The following is an 18,786-nucleotide window of genomic DNA, read 5'->3' as shown; positions in this document are numbered from 1 at the left end:
GCCGGTTGGTTAGAGGCGGTCCGCGACGTACTCGGTGAGGTCGACGAGGCGGTTCGAGTAGCCCCACTCGTTGTCGTACCACGAGGCGACCTTGACCTGCGAGCCGATGACCTTAGTGAGGCCGGCGTCGAAGATCGAGGAGTGCGGGTCGGTCACGATGTCGCTCGAGACGATCGGGTCCTCGGTGTACTTCAGGATGCCCTTGAGGGGGCCCTCTGCGGCAGCCTTGTACGCGGCGTTGATCTCCTCGACCGTGGCCGGGTTGGTCAGCTCGACCGTGAGGTCGGTGATCGAACCGGTCGGGACCGGGACGCGCAGGGCGTAGCCGTCGAGCTTGCCGACGAGCTCCGGGATGACCAGGCCGAGTGCCTTGGCTGCACCGGTGGAGGTCGGGATGATGTTGACGGCGGCGGCGCGTGCACGACGGAGGTCGCTGTGCGGGCCGTCCTGCAGGTTCTGGTCGGCGGTGTAGGCGTGGACCGTGGTCATGAGGCCACGCTCGATGCCGAAGTTGTCGAGCAGGACCTTGGCGAGCGGCGCGAGGCAGTTCGTCGTGCAGGACGCGTTCGAGATGATGTCGTGCGTCGCGGCGTCGTAGGTGCCCTCGTTGACGCCGAGGACGATCGTGGCGACGTCGCTGCCGGTGGCGGGAGCCGAGACGAGGACCTTCTTGGCGCCGGCGGTGATGTGCTTGCGGGCGTCGTCGGACTTCGTGAAGCGACCGGTCGACTCGATGACGATGTCGACGCCGAGCTCGCCCCAGGGGAGGTCGGCGGGGTCGCGCTCCGCGAGCACGATGATGGGCTTGCCGTTGACGATGATCTTGTCGCCGTCGAGCTCGACCGTCGCGTCCAGACGACCCGTGATGGAGTCGTACTTCAGGAGGTGGGCGAGCGCCTTGTTGTCGGTGAGGTCGTTGACAGCGACGATCTCGAGGTCGCTGCCCTTGGCGAGGGCGGCGCGGAAGAAGTTGCGGCCGATGCGGCCGAAGCCGTTGATGCCGATCTTGACGGACACAGATGACTCCTGATACTGAGGCGCCAGACGGCGCGATTGTACGGTCTGCTCGGAGTGAGCGCCCTCCCCGAGTGAGGAGGAAGGTGGTCCGTCCCGGCCCGTGGGACCGGGACGGACCGGTCAACTACGACAGTACCAGCAGGCCGTTGGTCTGCTTGCGCGCGACCTCGAAGCGTGCCTGGACGTCGGCCCAGTTGACGATGTTCCAGAACGCCTTGACGTAGTCGGCGCGGACGTTCTTGTAGTCGAGGTAGTAGGCGTGCTCCCAGACGTCGAGCAGCAGCAGCGGGACGGTGCCGGCCGGGAAGTTGCCCTGCTGGTCGAAGAACTGCTGGATGTTGATGCGCTGACCGAGGGTGTCCCAGGTGAGCGCGGCCCATCCGGAGCCCTGCACGCCGAGCGCCGCGGCGGTGAAGTGCGCCTGGAACTTGTCGAAGCTGCCGAAGTACTCGTCGACGGCCGACTCGAGCTCACCGGTCGGCTTGTCGCCGCCGTCCGGGGAGAGGTTGTTCCACCAGATGGTGTGGTTGACGTGACCGCCGAGGTTGAACGCGAGGTCCTTCTCGAGCTTGTTGACGTTCGTGAAGTCGTTGGCGTCGCGGGCCTCAGCGAGCTTCTCGAGGGCCGTGTTCGCGCCGGCCACGTAGGTGGCGTGGTGCTTGTCGTGGTGGAGCTCGGTGATGGTCGCACTGATGTGCGGCTCGAGCGCACTGTAGTCGTACGGCAATTCGGGCAGTGAGTAAACAGCCATTCTTCGTGATCTCCTCGTGTTGTCCCGTGCGCTGTCTGCACACGGCTCTGAGCGTCATCACCCAGTCTAGTGAGCGGCAACCGTCGGGAGTCGGGGCTTGTTCCCAGCATGACGAACCGCGACGATGGCGGGTCGGCGAGGATTCACGAGCTGTTTCAGTCCTCGTAATCCGCCGGGAGGTTGGCGTCGGTGCCCGGGATGCCGAGATCGCTCGCGTGCTTGTCCGCCATGGCGAGCAGACGCCGGATGCGGCCGGCGATGGCGTCCTTCGTCATCGGAGGGTCGGCGAAGTGGCCCAGTTCGTCGAGGCTGGCCTCACGATGGTCGAGGCGCAGGGCACCGGCGTACTGCAGGTGGTCGGGCACCTCGTCGCCCAGGATCTCGAGGGCGCGCTCGACGCGCGCGCAGGCCGCCACGGCCGCCTGGGCGGAGCGGCGCAGGTTGGCGTCGTCGAAGTTGACGAGTCGGTTCGCGGTCGCCCGGACCTCCTTGCGCTGCCGCATCTCCTCCCAGGAGGTGACGGTGCCGGTGGCACCCATGAGCGACAGCATGCCGCTGATCGCGTCGCCCTCGCGGATGACGACACGGTGGATGCCGCGGACCTCCCGCGCCTTCGCGGAGACACCGATGCGGCCGGCGGCACCGACGAGCGCCATCGCGGACTCGTTACCGGGGCACACGACGTCCAGTGACGCGGATCGGCCGGGGTCGGTGAGGGACCCGGTGGCGAGGAACGCGCCCCGCCAAACGGCGGCGAGTTCGTCGCGCGACCCGGTGGTCAGCCGGTTCGGCAGCCCGCGGACCGCACGCCGCCGGGCGTCGAGGAGTCCGGTCTGCCGGGCGAGGGTCTCGCCACCCTCGATGACGCGCACCACGAACAGGCTCGGCTTGCCCGAGCTGCCGGGGTTCTGCACGAGGATCTCGCTGCGGATCCCGTAGAGCTCGCCGATGTCGCGCCGCACCCGCTGCGCGAGGGTCGGACTGTCGAGTTCAGCTTCGATCGCCACGCGTCCGGAGATCGTGTGGAGTCCGCCGGAGAAGCGGAGCAGGGACGCGAGTTCGGCCGCTCGGACCGAGTTGCGGGTCTCGCGGACGAGCGCCAGTTCGTTCTTGACGTCGGCGGTGAGGGCCACGGTGGTTCCTATCTGTCGTGATCGCGCCGTCGGAGTGCGGCGTCGATCCTGCATGTTCGCGATCCGGAGGCGTGGTGCCTCGGACCGTTCGGGCTCCGCCGCGGCTGCGTCGGGCCCGTGGGCGTCATTCGCGCCCGAGGTCTCGGTGCCGGACGTGTACGGCGACGCCGGACTGGTTCCGCAGCCGGTCGGCGAGTTCGAGGGCGACCGCGACCGAGCGGTGCTTGCCCCCCGTGCAGCCGACGGCGATGGTGACGTGACGCTTGTTCTCACGCTGGTACCCGGCGAGGACGGGTTCGAGGGCGTGGGCGTAGCTCTCGAGGAACTCGGCGGCTCCGGTCTGCGAGAGCACGTACTCACTGACCTCGGGGTCCTGACCGCTCAACGCACGCAGCTCCGGAACCCAGAACGGGTTCGGGAGGAACCGCATGTCGGCGACGAGGTCCGCATCAGGGGGCAGGCCGTATTTGAACCCGAAGCTCAGCACGGTGACCTGGACACCCGGTGTCTCCGCGCCGGCGAAGAGCTCACGCGTGGTCGTGGCGAGCTGGTGGATGTTGAGGTCGCTCGTGTCGATGATGACGTCGCTCGACTCACGGATCTCGCTCAGTCGGTGACGCTCCGCCACGATGCCGTCGAGGATCGTTCCCTCGCCCTGCAGCGGGTGCGGCCTGCGGACGGCTTCGAACCGGCGGACGAGCGCCGCGTCGGTCGCCTCCAGGAAGATCATGCGGAGGTGCGTCCCGCCCCGGAGCGCCGGCACGATCTCCTGCAGCTCGCTGAAGAAGTCGCGGCCGCGGACGTCGACCACCGCGGCGATCCGCGGCAGACGTGATCCGGCGCGCTCGGCGAGGTCGACGAGGGGGCGGAGCATCTGCGGGGGCAGGTTGTCGACGACGTACCAGCCGAGATCCTCGAGCGCGTTCGCGACGGTGGAGCGTCCGGCGCCGGACATCCCCGTGACGATGAGGACTTCCTGCTGGTGCTGCGGCTGGCCCGGGGTCATCGACACGCTTTCCTCGAAGGTCTGAAGTCCCAGCCTACCCATTCCGCGAGGCCTGCGAGGGCTGTGCGGAGCCGGAGGTCAACGCCTCGTGCACCGTGGCCGCCAGTTTGTCGCCGATGCCCTTGACCTCGGTGATCTCGGCCGGCGTCGCGGTCTTCAAGCGGGCGACGGATCCGAAGTGCTTGAGCAGCTCGCGGACCTTCGCCGGACCGAGCCCGGGGATCTCACCGAGGACGGTCGAGATGTCGCGCTTCCGCTTCTGTCGCTGGAAACTGATGGCGAACCGGTGCGCCTCGTCGCGGACCCGCTGGAGGAGGAACAGCGCTTCGCTCCCCCGCGGCAGGATCACCGGATACGGGTCCTCAGGCAACCAGATCTCCTCCAGTCGCTTCGCCAGTCCGCACAGGGTGATCCCGGTCAGGCCGGACTCCTCCAGCGCACGCGCGGCAGCGGCGACCTGCGGTTGCCCGCCGTCGACGATGAGGAGCTGCGGCGGATAGGTGAACTTCCGGCGCTTGCGCTCCCCCGTGGTCTCGTCGACCGTCTCGACGGGCTCGGACGACGTGAGGTGTGCGAGTCGCCGGGAGACGACCTGGTAGATCGAGTCGGTGTCGTCGGTGGACTCGGCGACGCCGAAGCGACGGTACTCGTCCTTGCGGGACAGCCCGTCCTCGAAGACCACCATCGACGCCACGATGTTGGTACCGCTCAGGTGTGACACGTCGAAGCACTCGATCCGCAGCGGCGCCTCGGGCATCCCGAGCGCATCGCGGATGTCCTCGAGTGCCTGCGTCCGGGCGACGAAGTCGGAGCTGCGCCGGGTCTTGTAGAGCATGAGGGCCTGCTTGGCGTTGACGACCGCGGTCTCCATGAGCGTCGCCTTCTCGCCGCGCTGGGCGACGCGGAGGGCGACCTTCGAGCCGCGGCGTTCGGCCAGCCAGTCCTCGAGGCTCTCGGCGTCGTCCGGCAGTTCCGGGACGAGCACCTCTCGCGGGACCTCGGTCCCACTCGCGGCGGCGTACACCCGTTGGACGACGCTGTCGACGAGCTCGGCGGTCGACATGTCGAGCTCCTTGTCGACGGTCCACGACCGTACACCGCGGATGCGGCCGCCACGGACGATGAACTGCTGCACCGACGCGGCGAGCTCGTCGTGGTCGATGCCGAACAGGTCGGCGTCCACGGCGTCGCGCAGGACGACCGCGCTCTTCGCGAGCACCTGGTCGAGCGCCTGGAGCTGATCCCGGTAGACGGCCGCGGACTCGTAGTCCTGGCGGGCCGCGGCGGCCTTCATGTCGGCGGTGATGCGCGTCGTGAACCGGCGGTCGTTGCCGACCATGAACGAGACGAAGTCGTCGACGATCGCGCGGTGTTCCTCGATGGTGACCTTGCCGGAGCACGGGCCGCCGCACCGCCCGATCTGTCCGGGGAAACAGGGCTTCCCCGAGGCCATGGCCCGCTTGTACGCCGAGTCGGAGCAGGTGCGGATCGGGAAGACCTTGATCATGAGGTCGACCGTGTCGTGGACGGCCCAGATCTTCGGGTACGGACCGAAGTACTTGGCCCCCGGGATCCGGGTGTTCCGGGTGACCATGACGCGCGGCGCCTCGTCACCGAGGGTGACCGCGAGGTACGGGTACGACTTGTCGTCGCGGAACTTGACGTTGAACGGCGGGTCGTACTCCTTGATCCACGTGTACTCGAGCTGCAGCGCCTCGACGTCGCTGCCGACCGTCGTCCAGGTGACCCCGGTCGCGGTCGTCACCATGCGGCGCGTTCGCTCGTGCAGCGTGTGCAGGGGCGCGAAGTAGTTGCTGAGCCTCGCCCGGAGGTTCATCGCCTTGCCGACGTAGAGCACCCGGCCCGAGTCGTCGCTGAAGCGGTACACGCCGGGCATGGTGGGGATCTCCCCCGCCTTCGGCCGGTACGCCAGACCACTTCCGCCGCGGACGGCCACCACGTCAGCCCGCCTTGCGGCTGCCGCCGGCCTCTGCCTCGAACAGTTCGTTCAGGAAGAAGCCCGTGTGGCTGCCGGGGACCGTCGCGAGGTGCTCGGGTGTTCCCGTGGCGAGGACCGTCCCGCCACCGGCCCCACCCTCGGGGCCCATGTCGATGAGCCAGTCGGCGGACTTGATGACGTCGAGGTTGTGCTCGATCACGATGACCGTGTTGCCCTTGTCGACGAGCCCGCCGAGGACGAGCAGCAGCTTCCGGACGTCTTCGAAGTGCAGACCCGTGGTCGGCTCGTCGAGGACGTAGACACTGCGCCCGTTGCTCCGCCGCTGCAGCTCCGTCGCGAGCTTGACGCGCTGGGCCTCGCCGCCGGACAGCGTCGTGGCGCTCTGGCCGAGACGGACGTAGCCCAGGCCGACCTCGACGAGCGTCTTCAGGAACCGGTGGATCGAGGAGATCGGCTCGAAGAAGTCGGCAGCCTCGGCGATCGGCATGTCGAGGACCTCGGCGATGTTCTTGCCCTTGTAGTGGATGGTCAGGGTGTCGCGGTTGTACCGCGCTCCCCCGCACACCTCGCAGGCGACGTAGACGTCGGGCAGGAAGTTCATCTCGATCTTGATCGTGCCGTCGCCCGAGCAGGCCTCACAGCGGCCGCCCTTGACGTTGAAGCTGAACCGTCCGGCGAGGTAGCCGCGGACCTTGGCCTCCTGCGTCTCCGCGAAGAGGTTGCGGATCTTGTCGAAGACGCCGGTGTACGTGGCGGGGTTCGAGCGAGGGGTGCGGCCGATGGGCGCCTGGTCGACGTGGACCACCTTGTCGAGGTGCTCCAGACCCGTGACCCTGGTGTGCTTGCCGGGCAGCTTGCGCGCGCCGTTCAGCTTGTTCGCCAGGACCCGGTACAGGACGTCGTTGACGAGCGAGGACTTCCCGGAACCGCTCACGCCGGTGACGGCGGTGAGGACTCCGAGCGGGAAGTCCGCGCTGACCTTCTTCAGGTTGTTGGCCTGCGCTCCGATCACCTGGATCTGACGCTTCGTGTCGATCGGACGACGCTTCGCCGGGATCTCGATGGCCTTGCGGCCGGAGAGGTAGTCGCCGGTGAGGGACTCGGTGTTGGCCTCGAGCGCCTCGTACGACCCGGAGTGCACGACGCGGCCGCCGTTGACGCCCGCGCCGGGACCGATGTCGACGATCCAGTCGGCGGTGCGGATGGTGTCCTCGTCGTGTTCGACGACGATCAGCGTGTTGCCGAGGTCGCGCAGGGCCACGAGGGTCTCGATGAGGCGGCGGTTGTCGCGCTGGTGCAGGCCGATGCTCGGTTCGTCGAGGACGTAGAGCACGCCGGTGAGTCCCGAGCCGATCTGCGTCGCGAGGCGGATGCGCTGCGCCTCGCCGCCCGAGAGGGAGCCGGCGGTCCGGGCCAGATCGAGGTAGTTGAGTCCGACCTGGATGAGGAAGTCGAGTCGGACCTTGATCTCGCGCAGCACCTGCGCGGCGATGTGGGCCTCGCGGTCGCTCAGCTCGAGGCGGTCCATGAACGCGCGGGCGTCGGAGAGGCTCAGCTCGGCGACCTCGGCGATGTTGTGGTCGTGGATCAGGACGGAGAGGACCTCCGGCTTCAGGCGACGACCGCCGCAGACCTGGCACGGGACTTCGCGCAGGTACTCGGACCAGCGCACGCGCTGGCTGTCGGTGTCGGCCTGGAGGTACTGACGCTCGATGTACGGGATGACGCCCTCGAAGCCCGAGGAGTAGCTCATCTCGCGGCCGAAGCGGTTCTTCCACTTGACCTTGACCTTGAAGTTGTCGCCGCGGAGCACCGCCTCCTGGACCTTGGAAGGCAGGTCGCGCCAGGGGGTGTCGAGCGAGAAGTCGAGGTCGCGGGCAAGCCCGTCGAGCAGCTTCTCGTAGTACTGATAGAGCCCCTTGCCCTGGGTGGTCCACGGGACGATGACGCCCTCGTTGATGCTGAGTTCCTCGTCGCCGAGGAGCAGCTCCGCGTCGACCGACATGCGCGTGCCGAGGCCCGAGCACTCCGGGCAGGCACCGAACGGTGCGTTGAACGAGAACGTCCGCGGCTCGATCTCGGTCAGCTGCAACGGGTGGTTGTTCGGGCAGGAGAGCTTCTCGGAGAAGGTGCGCCAGGCGTCGTCGCCCTCTTCGTCGACGAAGTTGATCGTCACGAGGCCGTCGGTGAGCTGCAGTGCCGTCTCGAGGGAGTCGGTCAGGCGACCGAGGATCTCGGGCCCGGCGACGAGGCGGTCGACGACGACCGCGATGTCGTGCTTGACCTGCTTCTTGAGGGTCGGCGGTTCCGCGAGCTGGATCGCCTCGCCGTCGACGATGGCGCGCGCGAAGCCCTTGGCCGAGAGCTCCTTGAAGAGGTCGACGAACTCGCCCTTCTTCTGGCTCACGACGGGGGCGACGATCTGGTAGCGGCGTCGCTCCTCGAGCTCCATCAGCTGGTCGGCGATCTGCTGCACCGTCTGGCGCTGGATGACCTCGCCGCAGACCGGGCAGTGCGGGACGCCGATGCGCGCCCAGAGCAGCCGCATGTAGTCGTAGACCTCGGTGATCGTCCCGACGGTCGACCGGGGGTTGCGGTTCGTGGACTTCTGGTCGATCGAGACCGCGGGGCTCAGGCCCTCGATGAAGTCGACGTCCGGGCGGTCGACCTGACCGAGGAACTGGCGGGCGTACGCCGAGAGCGACTCGACGTAGCGTCGCTGGCCCTCGGCGAAGATCGTGTCGAAGGCGAGTGAGGACTTCCCCGAGCCCGAGAGACCCGTGAAGACGACGAGCGAGTCGCGAGGGATCTCGAGGTCGACGTTCTGAAGATTGTGGACGCGGGCACCGCGGACGCTGAGCGTGGAGTGGTGATCTACCTTGGCAATTGACACCCTTCGAGTCTACGCAGCACCACCGACACCGGACTCCCGAGCGGTGTCTGTGGTACTGCGCTCTCAGCGAAGCGCCGGACTAGATGTGCCCGGCCTTGGCCATCTGTCGAAGTTCCTGCTTGAGTTCGGAGACCTCGTCGCGGAGACGGCCGGCGAGTTCGAACTTGAGCTCCGCCGCGGCGGCCAGCATCTGGGCGTTGAGGTCCGCGATGATCGACTCGAGGTCGTTCGCGCCCTCGGCGGCGATGCCCTCTCGACGCAGGTTCGGCGTCGGGCTCTTCTTCTTGCCGTTGTCGCGTCCGGCGAGCAGCGCCGCGGTGTCTGCGCCCTCACGGGCGAGCGCCTCGGTGATGTCGGCGATCCGCTTGCGCAGCGGCTGCGGATCGATCCCGCGCTCCTCGTTGTAGGCGACCTGCTTCTCGCGGCGACGGTCCGTCTCCTCGATCGCGCGCTTCATCGAGTCGGTCAGGACGTCGGCGTACATGTGGACCTCGCCGGACACGTTGCGGGCGGCACGACCGATGGTCTGGATGAGCGAGGTCGACGAGCGGAGGAAGCCCTCCTTGTCGGCGTCGAGGATCGCCACGAGCGAGACCTCCGGGAGGTCGAGCCCCTCGCGCAGCAGGTTGATGCCGATGAGGACGTCGTAGACGCCCTGCCGGAGTTCGCTCAACAGCTCGACCCGCCGGAGGGTGTCGACGTCGGAGTGCAGGTAGCGGACGCGCACGCCGGCCTCGGTCAGGAAGTCGGTGAGCTCCTCCGCCATCTTCTTGGTGAGGGTGGTGACGAGGACGCGTTCGTCGCGCTCGGCGCGGACCCGGATCTCCTCGAGGAGGTCGTCGATCTGGCCGTTGGAGGGCTTGACGATGATCGCCGGGTCGACGAGGCCGGTCGGGCGGATGATCTGCTCGACGATGCCGTCCGCGATGCCCATCTCGTACTTGCCCGGCGTCGCCGAGAGGTACACCGTCTGGCCGACGCGGTTCTTGAACTCGTCCCACCGGAGCGGGCGGTTGTCCATCGCGCTCGGGAGTCGGAACCCGTGCTCGACGAGGGTGCGCTTGCGGGAGGCGTCGCCCTCGAACATCGCGCCGATCTGCGGGACGGTGACATGCGACTCGTCGATGACGGTGAGGAAGTCGTCGGGGAAGTAGTCGAGGAGGCAGTTCGGTGCCTCACCGGCCGAGCGACCGTCGATGTGGCGCGAGTAGTTCTCGATGCCGGAGCAGAAGCCGATCTGCTGCATCATCTCGAGGTCGAAAGTGGTCCGCATGCGGAGCCGCTGCGCCTCGAGGAGCTTGCCCTCGCGTTCGAGCGACTGGAGCCGCTCCGCCAGCTCCTCCTGGATGGTGCCGATGGCGCGCTGGATCGTCTGCGGGCTGGCGGCGTAGTGGGAGGCCGGGAACACCGACACCGCGTCGAGCTTCTTCACGACGTCGCCGGTGAGCGGGTGCAGGGCGTAGAGGGCCTCGATCTCGTCGCCGAAGAATTCGATGCGGATCGCGAGCTCCTCGTAGACCGGGATGATCTCGATGGTGTCGCCGCGCACACGGAAGTTGCCGCGCGAGAAGTCGATGTCGTTGCGGTTGTACTGCATGCCGACGAACTTGCGGATGAGGCGGTCGCGCCCGATGTTCTGCCCGACCTGCAGCGCCGCCATCGCCTCCAGGTACTCCTCCGCCGCACCGAGACCGTAGATGCACGACACGGTCGACACGACGATGACGTCGCGACGGCTCAGCAGCGAGTTGGTGGTCGAGTGCCGCAGTCGCTCGACCTCGGCGTTGATCGACGAGTCCTTCTCGATGAAGGTGTCGGTCTGTGGGACGTACGCCTCGGGCTGGTAGTAGTCGTAGTAGGAGACGAAGTACTCGACCGCGTTGTTCGGCATGAGCTCGCGGAACTCGTTCGCCAGCTGGGCCGCGAGCGTCTTGTTGTGCGCCAGGACGAGCGTCGGGCGCTGGACGGCTTCGATGAGCCAGGCGGTCGTCGCGGACTTACCGGTACCCGTGGCGCCCAACAGGACGACGTCGGTCTCGCCGGCGTTGATGCGCCCGGACAGCTGCTCGATGGCGGCGGGCTGGTCGCCGCTCGGCTCGTACTCGCTGATCACCTCGAAGGGGCGGACGGCGCGTGTTGGTTCCATGCTCCGAGTCTACGGAGGACCACCGACACCACTGCCCCGCTTCGCCCACAGCGGAGCGGGTGAAGCGCTCAGACGCCGTCCTGACGGTCGGGCGCCGGTACAGCGGCCGCGGCGGCGCGGTGCCAGACCGCGTCGACCTGGCTGAGGGTGTGCTCGAGCGAGCCGGCCGTGTCGATCACCACGTCGGCGACGGCGGCGCGCTGCTCCTCGGTCGCCTGGGCCGCGATCCGTCGTTCCGCCTCGCCCCGGTCGAGCCCGCGGAGGTCGACGAGCCGACGGGCGCGCTCCCCCTCCGGAGCTGCGGCGACGACCACGAGGTCGAACTCGTCTGCGCGGCCGGTCTCGACGAGCAGCGGGACGTCGTAGACGACGACGGCACCGGGGTCGCTCGAGGCTTCGGCGATCCGGGCCTGTGAACGCCGCTTGACCTCCGGGTGCACGATGGCGTTGAGGTCGGCCCGCGCCTGGTCGTCGGCGAAGACGATGGAGCCGAGCGCAGCGCGGTCGAGTGCTCCGTCGGGCCCGATCACGTCGGCACCGAAGCGCTTCGCGATGGCGGCCAGTCCCGGGGTCCCCGGCTCGACGGCCTCTCGTGAGAGGACGTCCGCGTCGATGACGACGGCGCCGTGTTCAGCGAGCCGGGCCGCGATGGTCGATTTGCCGGAGGCGATCCCGCCGGTGAGGCCGATGAGGTACATGTCAGCCAGCGTACCCGCGGAGCGTGCAGCGCCTTCGACGAGCGCCCCTCGCACAACGCAGCAGGGGGCCGCCCGAAGGCGACCCCCTGCTGGACACCGACGCTGGTCGGTGCTGGTGGGACTAGTTGCTCGAGAGTTTCTCGCGGAGGGCCGCGAGGGACTCGTCGTCAGCGAGCGTGCCGCCGCCGGCGGAGTCGCTCGAGAACGAGGAACCGGCCGACGAGGACGCGGTCGAGGAGGAAGCCTGGTTGGCCTCTTCGACGGCTGCGGCAGCGACCTGCTTCTTGTGCGCTTCCCAACGAGCCTGGGCGGCAGCGTAGTCCTGCTCCCACTTCTCGCGCTCGGCGTCGAAGCCTTCCTTCCACTCCTGCGTCTCGGCGTCGAAGCCCTCGGGGTACTTGTAGTTCCCGAGTTCGTCGTACTCCGTGAGCATGCCGTAGAGGGCCGGGTCGAACTCGGTGCCCTCGGGGTCGACACCCTCGTTGGCCTGCTTGAGGCTCAGCGAGATGCGGCGACGCTCGAGGTCGATGTCGATGACCTTGACGAAGACCTCTTCGCCGACCGACACGACCTGCTCGGCGAGCTCGACGTGCTTGCCGGAGAGCTCCGAGATGTGCACGAGGCCCTCGATGCCGTCTGCGACGCGGACGAACGCACCGAACGGGACGAGCTTGGTGACCTTACCCGGTGCAACCTGGCCGATGGCGTGGGTGCGGGCGAAGACCTGCCACGGGTCCTCCTGGGTCGCCTTGAGCGACAGCGAGACGCGCTCGCGGTCCAGGTCGACCTCGAGGATCTCGACGGTGACTTCCTGACCGACCTCGACGACCTCGCTGGCGTGCTCGATGTGCTTCCAGCTGAGCTCGGAGACGTGGACGAGACCGTCGACGCCGCCGAGGTCGACGAACGCGCCGAAGTTGACGATCGAGGAGACGACGCCCTTGCGGACCTGTCCCTTCTGGAGGTTGTTGAGGAAGGTGGTGCGGCTCTCGGACTGCGTCTGCTCGAGGAGCGCACGGCGCGACAGGACCACGTTGTTGCGGTTCTTGTCGAGCTCGAGGATCTTCGCCTCGATCTCCTGGCCGAGGTACGGCGTGAGGTCGCGGACGCGGCGCAGCTCGATGAGCGAAGCCGGGAGGAAGCCACGGAGGCCGATGTCGACGATGAGGCCGCCCTTGACGACCTCGATGACCGAACCGGTGACGACGCCGTCGGATTCCTTGATCTTCTCCACGTCGCCCCAAGCACGCTCGTACTGCGCGCGCTTCTTCGACAGGATCAGACGGCCTTCCTTGTCCTCCTTCTGGAGAACGAGAGCCTCGATCGTGTCGCCGACGTTGACGACCTCGGAGGGGTCGACGTCGTGCTTGATGGAGAGTTCACGCGAGGGGATGACACCCTCGGTCTTGTAGCCGACGTCGAGGAGGACCTCGTCGCGGTCGATCTTCACGACGGTGCCCTCGATGAGGTCGCCGTCGTTGAAGAACTTCAGAGTCTTTTCGACCGCTGCGAGGAAGTCCTCAGCAGATCCGATGTCGTTGATTGCGACCTGCTTGGGGGCGGTCGTTGCGCTTGTCATGTAGTAATTGCTCCAGGTGGACAATGATTCAGGCCGGCCTCGCGCACGGCCCCGGACCCGTGGATGACCACGGACGTTGATCGAAGCGATGCTGTTGTGTGAACCGATCCGGGGATCGGTGTCGCTCTGCGAGACGGGCAGGCGGATAGGACGTCACAATTGTGACAGTCCAGTCTAGCGATTTTCCGGGTGTGCAGGCAAGCCACGGTCGGAGAGGATGTCCCGCAGCGCTGGATCGAGCGTCGGGTGCTCGAACCGGTAGCCCGCCTGCAGCAACCGCTCCGGCATCGCCCAGCGACTCTTCAGGACCAGCTCGCTCTCGGTACGCAGGATGGACATCCCGATCTCCAGCAACCAGCGGGGTGCGGGGACGCCGACCGGCATCCCGAGCACGTACCGCACGGTCCGCATGAATCCGCGGTTGTCGGTGGGGTTCGGGGACGTCACGTTGACGACGCCGTCGAGTTCGGGATGGCCACGGAGGAACCGGACGATGCCGACGACGTCGTCCAGATGGATCCAGCTGAACCGCTGCCGCCCGCCCGGCGTCCCGAAGCGGTGATCCGTGCCGGCGGCACGACGCGATCGGGAACGGGGCCAGTGACCGTCCAGTTGGGGTCCGCCGAGGCCGAGGCGCGCCAACCACTTGAGCGGGGTGAGTGCTCCGCCGTCGCCCAGGACGATCGCGATGCGGAGGGCGACCCGTCGTGTCCCGGGCAGCTCGTCCGCGAAGAACGCCTGCTCCCAGGCGGTCGCGACGTCGACGGAGAACCCGGAACCGATCTCACCGTCGGCCTCCGTCATCGGGCGGTCGTCGGCATGGCGGTAGATCGTGGCGGTCGACGAATTGATCCAGAGCGGCGGAGGCGCAGCGGCTGCACGCACCGCCCGCGCCAGCTCGGTCGTCGTGTCCACGCGGGACCGGAGGATCTCGGCACGATTCGACGGGGTGTAGCGACAGTTCACGCTCTTCCCGGCGAGGTTGACCAAGAGGTCCGCGCCGTCGACCAGCCGGGCGATGCCCGCGTGGTCACCCCACCGCGCGTCGGCGGCACCGCGCCCGATGACGGAGACGGTGGCGCCGTCGGCCCGGAACGACTCGACCAGACGACGCCCGATGAACCCGGACGCGCCGGCGACGACGATCCGTTCGGCCGTCATCCGAGCATCGCCGACCGCAGCGTGTCGAGCCCGACGCCACCGAGGTCCAGTGCCCGACGGTGGAAGTCCTTGATGTCGAAGGCGTCCCCGGCGCGGCGGGCCGCGTCGTCGCGGAGCTGTTCCCAGATGCGCTGGCCGATCTTGTACGACGGCGCCTGGCCGGGCCAACCGAGGTACCGGTTGACCTCGAACCGGACGAACTCCGGCGACATGTTGACGTTGCGACCCATGAAGTCGAAGGCGTACTCGGCGGTCCAGGTCCCGCTACCGTCCGGCAGCGGCTTGCCGAGGTGCACACCGATGTCGAGGACGACGCGGGCCGCGCGCATCCGCTGACCGTCGAGCATGCCCAGACGGTCCGCCGGGTCGTCGAGGTATCCGAGCTGCTCCATCAGGCGCTCGGCGTAGAGGGCCCAGCCCTCGGCGTGGCCGGAGGTACCGGCGAGCTGTCGACGCCAGAGGTTGAGCGTCTTCCGGTTGACGACGGCCTGCCCGATCTGCAGGTGATGTCCTGGCACACCCTCGTGGTAGACGGTCGTGAGCTCGCGCCACGTGTCGAACTCGGTGACGCCGGCGGGGACGGACCACCACATGCGGCCAGGGCGTGAGAAGTCGTCCGTCGGGCCGGTGTAGTAGATCCCGCCCTCCTGCGTCGGCGCGATCATGCACTCGAGCGCGCGGATCTCCTGCGGGATGTCGAAGTGCGTGCGCCCCAGCTCCTCGACCGCACGGTCACTCGTCTCCTGCATCCATCGCTGGAGCGCGTCGGTGCCGTGCAGCTTGCGCGCCGGATCCTGTTCGAGGAAGGCGACCGCCTCCTCGACGGACGCGCCGGGGAGGATCTCATTCGCGATCGCCTCCTGCTCCGACACCATGCGCGCCAGCTCCTCGATGCCCCATTCGTAGCTCTCGTCGAGGTCGACCGTCGCGCCGAGGAATCGGCGGGACTGCAGTGCGTAGAGCTCGCGGCCGATGGCGTCCTCCTGGGTCGCAGCAGGCAGCAGTTCGTGCGCGAGGAAGTCCGCCAGACGGTTGTAGGCGACGGCTGCGGCGCCGGCACCCGTCGAGAGTTCGGCGGCGAGGGACGCCGGGAGCTGACCGTCCGCCGGTCCGGCGTTGGCGGCGAAGCCGATGAAGAACCCGTCGTCGGCGCCGGTGCGGAGGACCTGCTCGTACACCTCGGCCACCTGGCGGCGTGCCGGGGTGATCCCCCGGGCGATGCCCTCGCGCAGGGTCTCGATGTACCCGTCGACCGCGTCCGGCAACGCGCCGAGGCGGGTCCGGATGGTGCTCCAGTCCTCGACCGTCGCGGTCGGCATCAGGTCGAAGACGTCGCGCAGCTCCTGCGACGGCGACGCGATCACGTTGAGGTCGCGGTACTGGAGACCGGCCTCCGACGAGGCGAGGTCGAGTTCCAGCTCCGCCGAGAGGTCGGTCTGGGTGACGCGGTCGACAGCGTCGACCGGTGCGGCCGACCGCAGCTCGCGAAGCGTGCGCGATGCCGCTTCGATGTAGGCCTCGTGGCCGGCAGGCGAGTAATCGCCGTACCGCCCGCCGACGTCCGTGCGGCCGATGTAGGTGCCGACCTCCGGTTTCAGCTGGACGAGGGTCTCCACCCAGCTCTCGGCGATGGCGTCGATCGGTGTGCTCTGACGAGGTTCTTCGTGGGACATGACGTCGAGCCTAGTCCGCACCCGCCCGACGCCCGGGTGCGGACCCGCAGGGCGCTCAGTGGGCTGCGGCGTCCCAATCGTGCCCGCGGCCGATCTGGACCTCCAGGGGTACCGACAGCTCGGCGGCACCGGCCATCTGCGCTCGGACGATGCGCTCCAGGGCGTCCCACTCCCCCTCGGCGACCTCGAAGATCAGTTCGTCGTGCACCTGCAGCATCATCTGCGAGCTGAGGGATTCAGAGCGCAGCTCGGACTCGATGCCGATCATGGCGCGTTTCATGATGTCGGCGGCCGAACCCTGGATCGGGGCGTTCAGCGCCTGGCGTTCGGCGTTCTCCCTGACCAGTCGGTTGGGGCTCGAGAGCTCGGGGAAGAGCCTGCGACGACCGAAGATCGTCTCGGTGTAGCCGTCGAGTTTCGCCTGCTCGACGACGTTGCGCAGGTAGTCACGGACCGCACCGAAGCGCTCGAAGTAGTCGACCATGAGCTGCTTCGCCTCAGCGCTCGAGATCCGCAGCTGCTTCGAGAGCCCGAACGCGCTCAGACCGTAGGCGAGTCCGTACGACATCGCCTTGACCTTGTTGCGCATCGCGGGGGTCACGTCCTCGGCGGCGACGCCGAAGATGCGCGCGCCGACGAAGCGGTGGAGATCCTCGCCGGACTTGAACGCCTCGATGAGGCCGGCATCGCCGGAGAGGTGCGCCATGATCCGCATCTCGATCTGCGAGTAGTCGGCGGTCAGCAAGGTCTCGTACCCGGAGCCGGCTTGGAAGGCGGCGCGGATGCGGCGTCCTTCCTCGGTGCGCACGGGGATGTTCTGCAGGTTCGGGTCGGTCGAGGAGATCCGACCGGTGCTGGTCCCGATCTGCACGTACGTCGTGTGGATACGGCCGTCGGGCGTGATCGCCTTGTCGAGCGTCTCGACGATCTGGCGGAGCTTCGTCGCATCACGGTGCTCGAGGAGGAGCCCCAGGAACGGGTGCGGGCTCTTCTCCTGGAGATCGGCCAGGGCGCCGGCGTCCGTCGAGAAGCCCGTCTTGTTGGCGCGTGTCTTCGGCATGGCGAGCTGGTCGAAGAGGACCTCCTGCAGCTGCTTCGGTGATCCGAGGTTGACCTCGCGGCCGATCTGCTCATACGCGTTGCTCGCGAGCTCTGCTGCCCGGTTCCCGAGCTGCTCGGACAGGCCGCTCAGGATGTCGTGGTCGACCGTCACGCCGGTCAGCTCCATGTGGGCCAGCACCTGGAGGACCGGCAGTTCCATGTCGAGCAGTACGCCGAGCGACCCGGCGTCGAGCGCCGTGCGGGTCGCCTCGGCGACCCGGAGGGCGTACCAGGCGGTGCCGCCGGCACCCACGGGGTCGGTCTCGGGGACGAGCTGGTTCGGGTCGGCGACGGGCATCGTCTCGTCGAGATAGCGCGTGATGAGGTCGGCGATGGTCTTGTCGCCGCCGCTCGGACGCAAGAGCCAGCCGGCGACCGCGGTGTCGTAGCCGAGTCCGCCGACCGTCAGGCCGGCGCGCGTGACCGCCTGGAGCTGTGGCTTGGCGTCGTGCATGATCTTCGGGGCGTCGCTCGCCAACCACGCTTCGAGCGGGGCGTAGTCGGCTTCGCCGGGACGCCAGGCGAGCGAGACGATCTCCGTGGGCGTCGCGAGGCCGGCTGCGACCGGCAGGCCTCCGTCGAGGTCGAGGTGGAGACCGATCCCGGCGGGATGTGCGGCGACGGCACGGGTGATCCACGCCTCGAGCTCTTCGTCGAGCAGCTCCTTCTGCGGCGGCATGACCACGCCGCCCGCCTGCGGTGCGGACACATCCGTGTTGGCCTCGAGTCCGTCGAGTTTGAGGACCCGATCGAGCAGCGTGCGGAACTCGAGCCGCCCGAAGACGGCCGCCACCGCGTCCGCGTCGATCGGTCGGCGTTCGAGGTCCTTCGGTCCGACAGGCAGTTCGACGTCGGTGAGGAGCCGGTTGAGGCGGCGGTTGCGGACCGCGTTCTCCTTGTGCTCGCGGAGGCTCTCCCCCACCTTGCCGGTGATCTCGTCGGCGCGCTCGAGGATCTGCTCGAGGGAGCCGAACTGGTTGAGCCACTTCACGGCGGTCTTCTCGCCGACCTTCGGGATGCCCGGGAGGTTGTCGCTCGTCTCACCGACGAGCGCCGCGATCTCCGGGTACTGCTCCGGCCGGATGCCGTAGCGCTCGAAGACCTTGGCTCCGTCGTACCGGGTGAGCGCGGAGACGCCCTGGCTCGACGGGTACAGCAGGGTGACGTCGTCGGTGACGAGCTGGATGGTGTCGCGGTCGCCGGAGACGACGAGCACGCGGAAGCCGTCCTCAGCGCCCTGCTTGGCGAGGGTGGCGAGGATGTCGTCGGCCTCGTAGTCCTCTTTGCTGATCGTCGTGATGTTCATCGCCTTGAGCGCTTCTTCGAGCAGCGGCACCTGCCCCTTGAACTCCACCGGGGTCTCACCGCGCGTGCCCTTGTACTCGGGGTACTCGCGGGTGCGGAAGGAACGGCGCGAGATGTCGAACGCCACGGCGATGTGGCTCGGGTTCTCGTTCTTGAGCAGGCTGATCAGCATGGAGATGAAGCCGTGGATGGCGTTCGTGTGCTGACCGTCGCGGGTTTGGAAGCTGTCGACCGGCAGGGCGTAGAACGCCCGGAATGCGAGCGAGTGGCCGTCGACGACGAGGAGGGTAGGCTTTTCTGATTCCGACACGCGCCCAGCCTACAAGCCGGTGCCGACACGGCTCAGGCCCGATCCGAAGGTGG

General features: G+C 68.1%; 12 protein-coding genes. All 12 read right to left on the bottom strand.

Going from position 1 to position 18,786, the window contains the following annotated elements; translation table 11 throughout:
* Positions 1 to 9: 9 nt before the first annotated feature.
* The gene (gene gap / locus ITJ66_RS11420; RefSeq protein WP_064296923.1) at positions 10 to 1,017 is read right to left on the bottom strand and encodes a type I glyceraldehyde-3-phosphate dehydrogenase; all 1,008 of its coding nucleotides are present in this window, start codon (positions 1,015 to 1,017) and stop codon (positions 10 to 12) included.
* Between the two features lie 124 nt (positions 1,018 to 1,141).
* Positions 1,142 to 1,768: a superoxide dismutase gene (locus ITJ66_RS11415; RefSeq protein ID WP_064296922.1), complete on the bottom strand. Its 627-nt coding sequence runs from the start codon at positions 1,766 to 1,768 to the stop codon at positions 1,142 to 1,144.
* A gap of 155 nt (positions 1,769 to 1,923) precedes the next feature.
* Positions 1,924 to 2,901 (bottom strand): DNA-binding protein WhiA, encoded by a 978-nt coding sequence (gene whiA, locus ITJ66_RS11410; RefSeq protein WP_064296921.1) that lies wholly within the window; start codon positions 2,899 to 2,901, stop codon positions 1,924 to 1,926.
* A 124-nt stretch (positions 2,902 to 3,025) separates the two neighbouring features.
* Positions 3,026 to 3,907 carry an RNase adapter RapZ gene (rapZ, locus tag ITJ66_RS11405; protein WP_064296920.1) on the bottom strand — a complete coding sequence of 294 codons (882 nt, stop codon included), beginning with the start codon at positions 3,905 to 3,907 and terminating at the stop codon, positions 3,026 to 3,028.
* Between the two features lie 34 nt (positions 3,908 to 3,941).
* Positions 3,942 to 5,867, bottom strand: coding sequence for an excinuclease ABC subunit UvrC (gene uvrC, locus ITJ66_RS11400; RefSeq protein ID WP_290368182.1), 1,926 nt, complete (start codon positions 5,865 to 5,867; stop codon positions 3,942 to 3,944).
* Position 5,868: 1 nt separating this feature from the next.
* A complete protein-coding gene (uvrA, locus tag ITJ66_RS11395; protein WP_137241663.1) occupies positions 5,869 to 8,760 on the bottom strand; it encodes an excinuclease ABC subunit UvrA in 2,892 nt (963 codons plus the stop codon).
* A gap of 79 nt (positions 8,761 to 8,839) precedes the next feature.
* Complete coding sequence (gene uvrB / locus ITJ66_RS11390) at positions 8,840 to 10,906, bottom strand: excinuclease ABC subunit UvrB (RefSeq protein WP_194644625.1); 2,067 nt, start codon at positions 10,904 to 10,906, stop codon at positions 8,840 to 8,842.
* A gap of 68 nt (positions 10,907 to 10,974) precedes the next feature.
* On the bottom strand, positions 10,975 to 11,604 hold the full coding sequence (gene coaE / locus ITJ66_RS11385; protein ID WP_137241664.1) for a dephospho-CoA kinase: 630 nt from the start codon (positions 11,602 to 11,604) through the stop codon (positions 10,975 to 10,977).
* Positions 11,605 to 11,725: 121 nt separating this feature from the next.
* On the bottom strand, positions 11,726 to 13,183 hold the full coding sequence (gene rpsA / locus ITJ66_RS11380; RefSeq protein ID WP_056005690.1) for a 30S ribosomal protein S1: 1,458 nt from the start codon (positions 13,181 to 13,183) through the stop codon (positions 11,726 to 11,728).
* Between the two features lie 174 nt (positions 13,184 to 13,357).
* Positions 13,358 to 14,344 carry an epimerase gene (locus ITJ66_RS11375; protein ID WP_194644624.1) on the bottom strand — a complete coding sequence of 329 codons (987 nt, stop codon included), beginning with the start codon at positions 14,342 to 14,344 and terminating at the stop codon, positions 13,358 to 13,360.
* On the bottom strand, positions 14,341 to 16,017 hold the full coding sequence (locus tag ITJ66_RS11370; RefSeq protein WP_086473273.1) for a DUF885 domain-containing protein: 1,677 nt from the start codon (positions 16,015 to 16,017) through the stop codon (positions 14,341 to 14,343). The genes ITJ66_RS11375 and ITJ66_RS11370 overlap by 4 nt, the downstream gene beginning before the upstream one ends.
* Before the next feature lie 55 nt (positions 16,018 to 16,072).
* A complete protein-coding gene (gene polA / locus ITJ66_RS11365; protein WP_137241666.1) occupies positions 16,073 to 18,733 on the bottom strand; it encodes a DNA polymerase I in 2,661 nt (886 codons plus the stop codon).
* Positions 18,734 to 18,786: the final 53 nt, after the last annotated feature.

It is taken from the genome of Plantibacter sp. VKM Ac-2885 (assembly GCF_015351205.1).
In the GTDB taxonomy this organism is placed as follows: domain Bacteria; phylum Actinomycetota; class Actinomycetes; order Actinomycetales; family Microbacteriaceae; genus Plantibacter; species Plantibacter auratus.
The sequence above is the reverse complement of the archived record's forward strand: the minus strand, read 5'-3'. Positions and strand labels throughout refer to the sequence as shown.

Coding starts and splice junctions, on each gene's coding strand:
- ITJ66_RS11370 (WP_086473273.1), bottom strand. CDS start 16,017: ATGTCCCACGAAGAACCTCGTCAGAGCACACCGATCGACGCCATCGCC.
- uvrB (WP_194644625.1), bottom strand. CDS start 10,906: ATGGAACCAACACGCGCCGTCCGCCCCTTCGAGGTGATCAGCGAGTAC.
- ITJ66_RS11375 (WP_194644624.1), bottom strand. CDS start 14,344: ATGACGGCCGAACGGATCGTCGTCGCCGGCGCGTCCGGGTTCATCGGG.
- rpsA (WP_056005690.1), bottom strand. CDS start 13,183: ATGACAAGCGCAACGACCGCCCCCAAGCAGGTCGCAATCAACGACATC.
- rapZ (WP_064296920.1), bottom strand. CDS start 3,907: ATGACCCCGGGCCAGCCGCAGCACCAGCAGGAAGTCCTCATCGTCACG.
- coaE (WP_137241664.1), bottom strand. CDS start 11,604: ATGTACCTCATCGGCCTCACCGGCGGGATCGCCTCCGGCAAATCGACC.
- ITJ66_RS11415 (WP_064296922.1), bottom strand. CDS start 1,768: ATGGCTGTTTACTCACTGCCCGAATTGCCGTACGACTACAGTGCGCTC.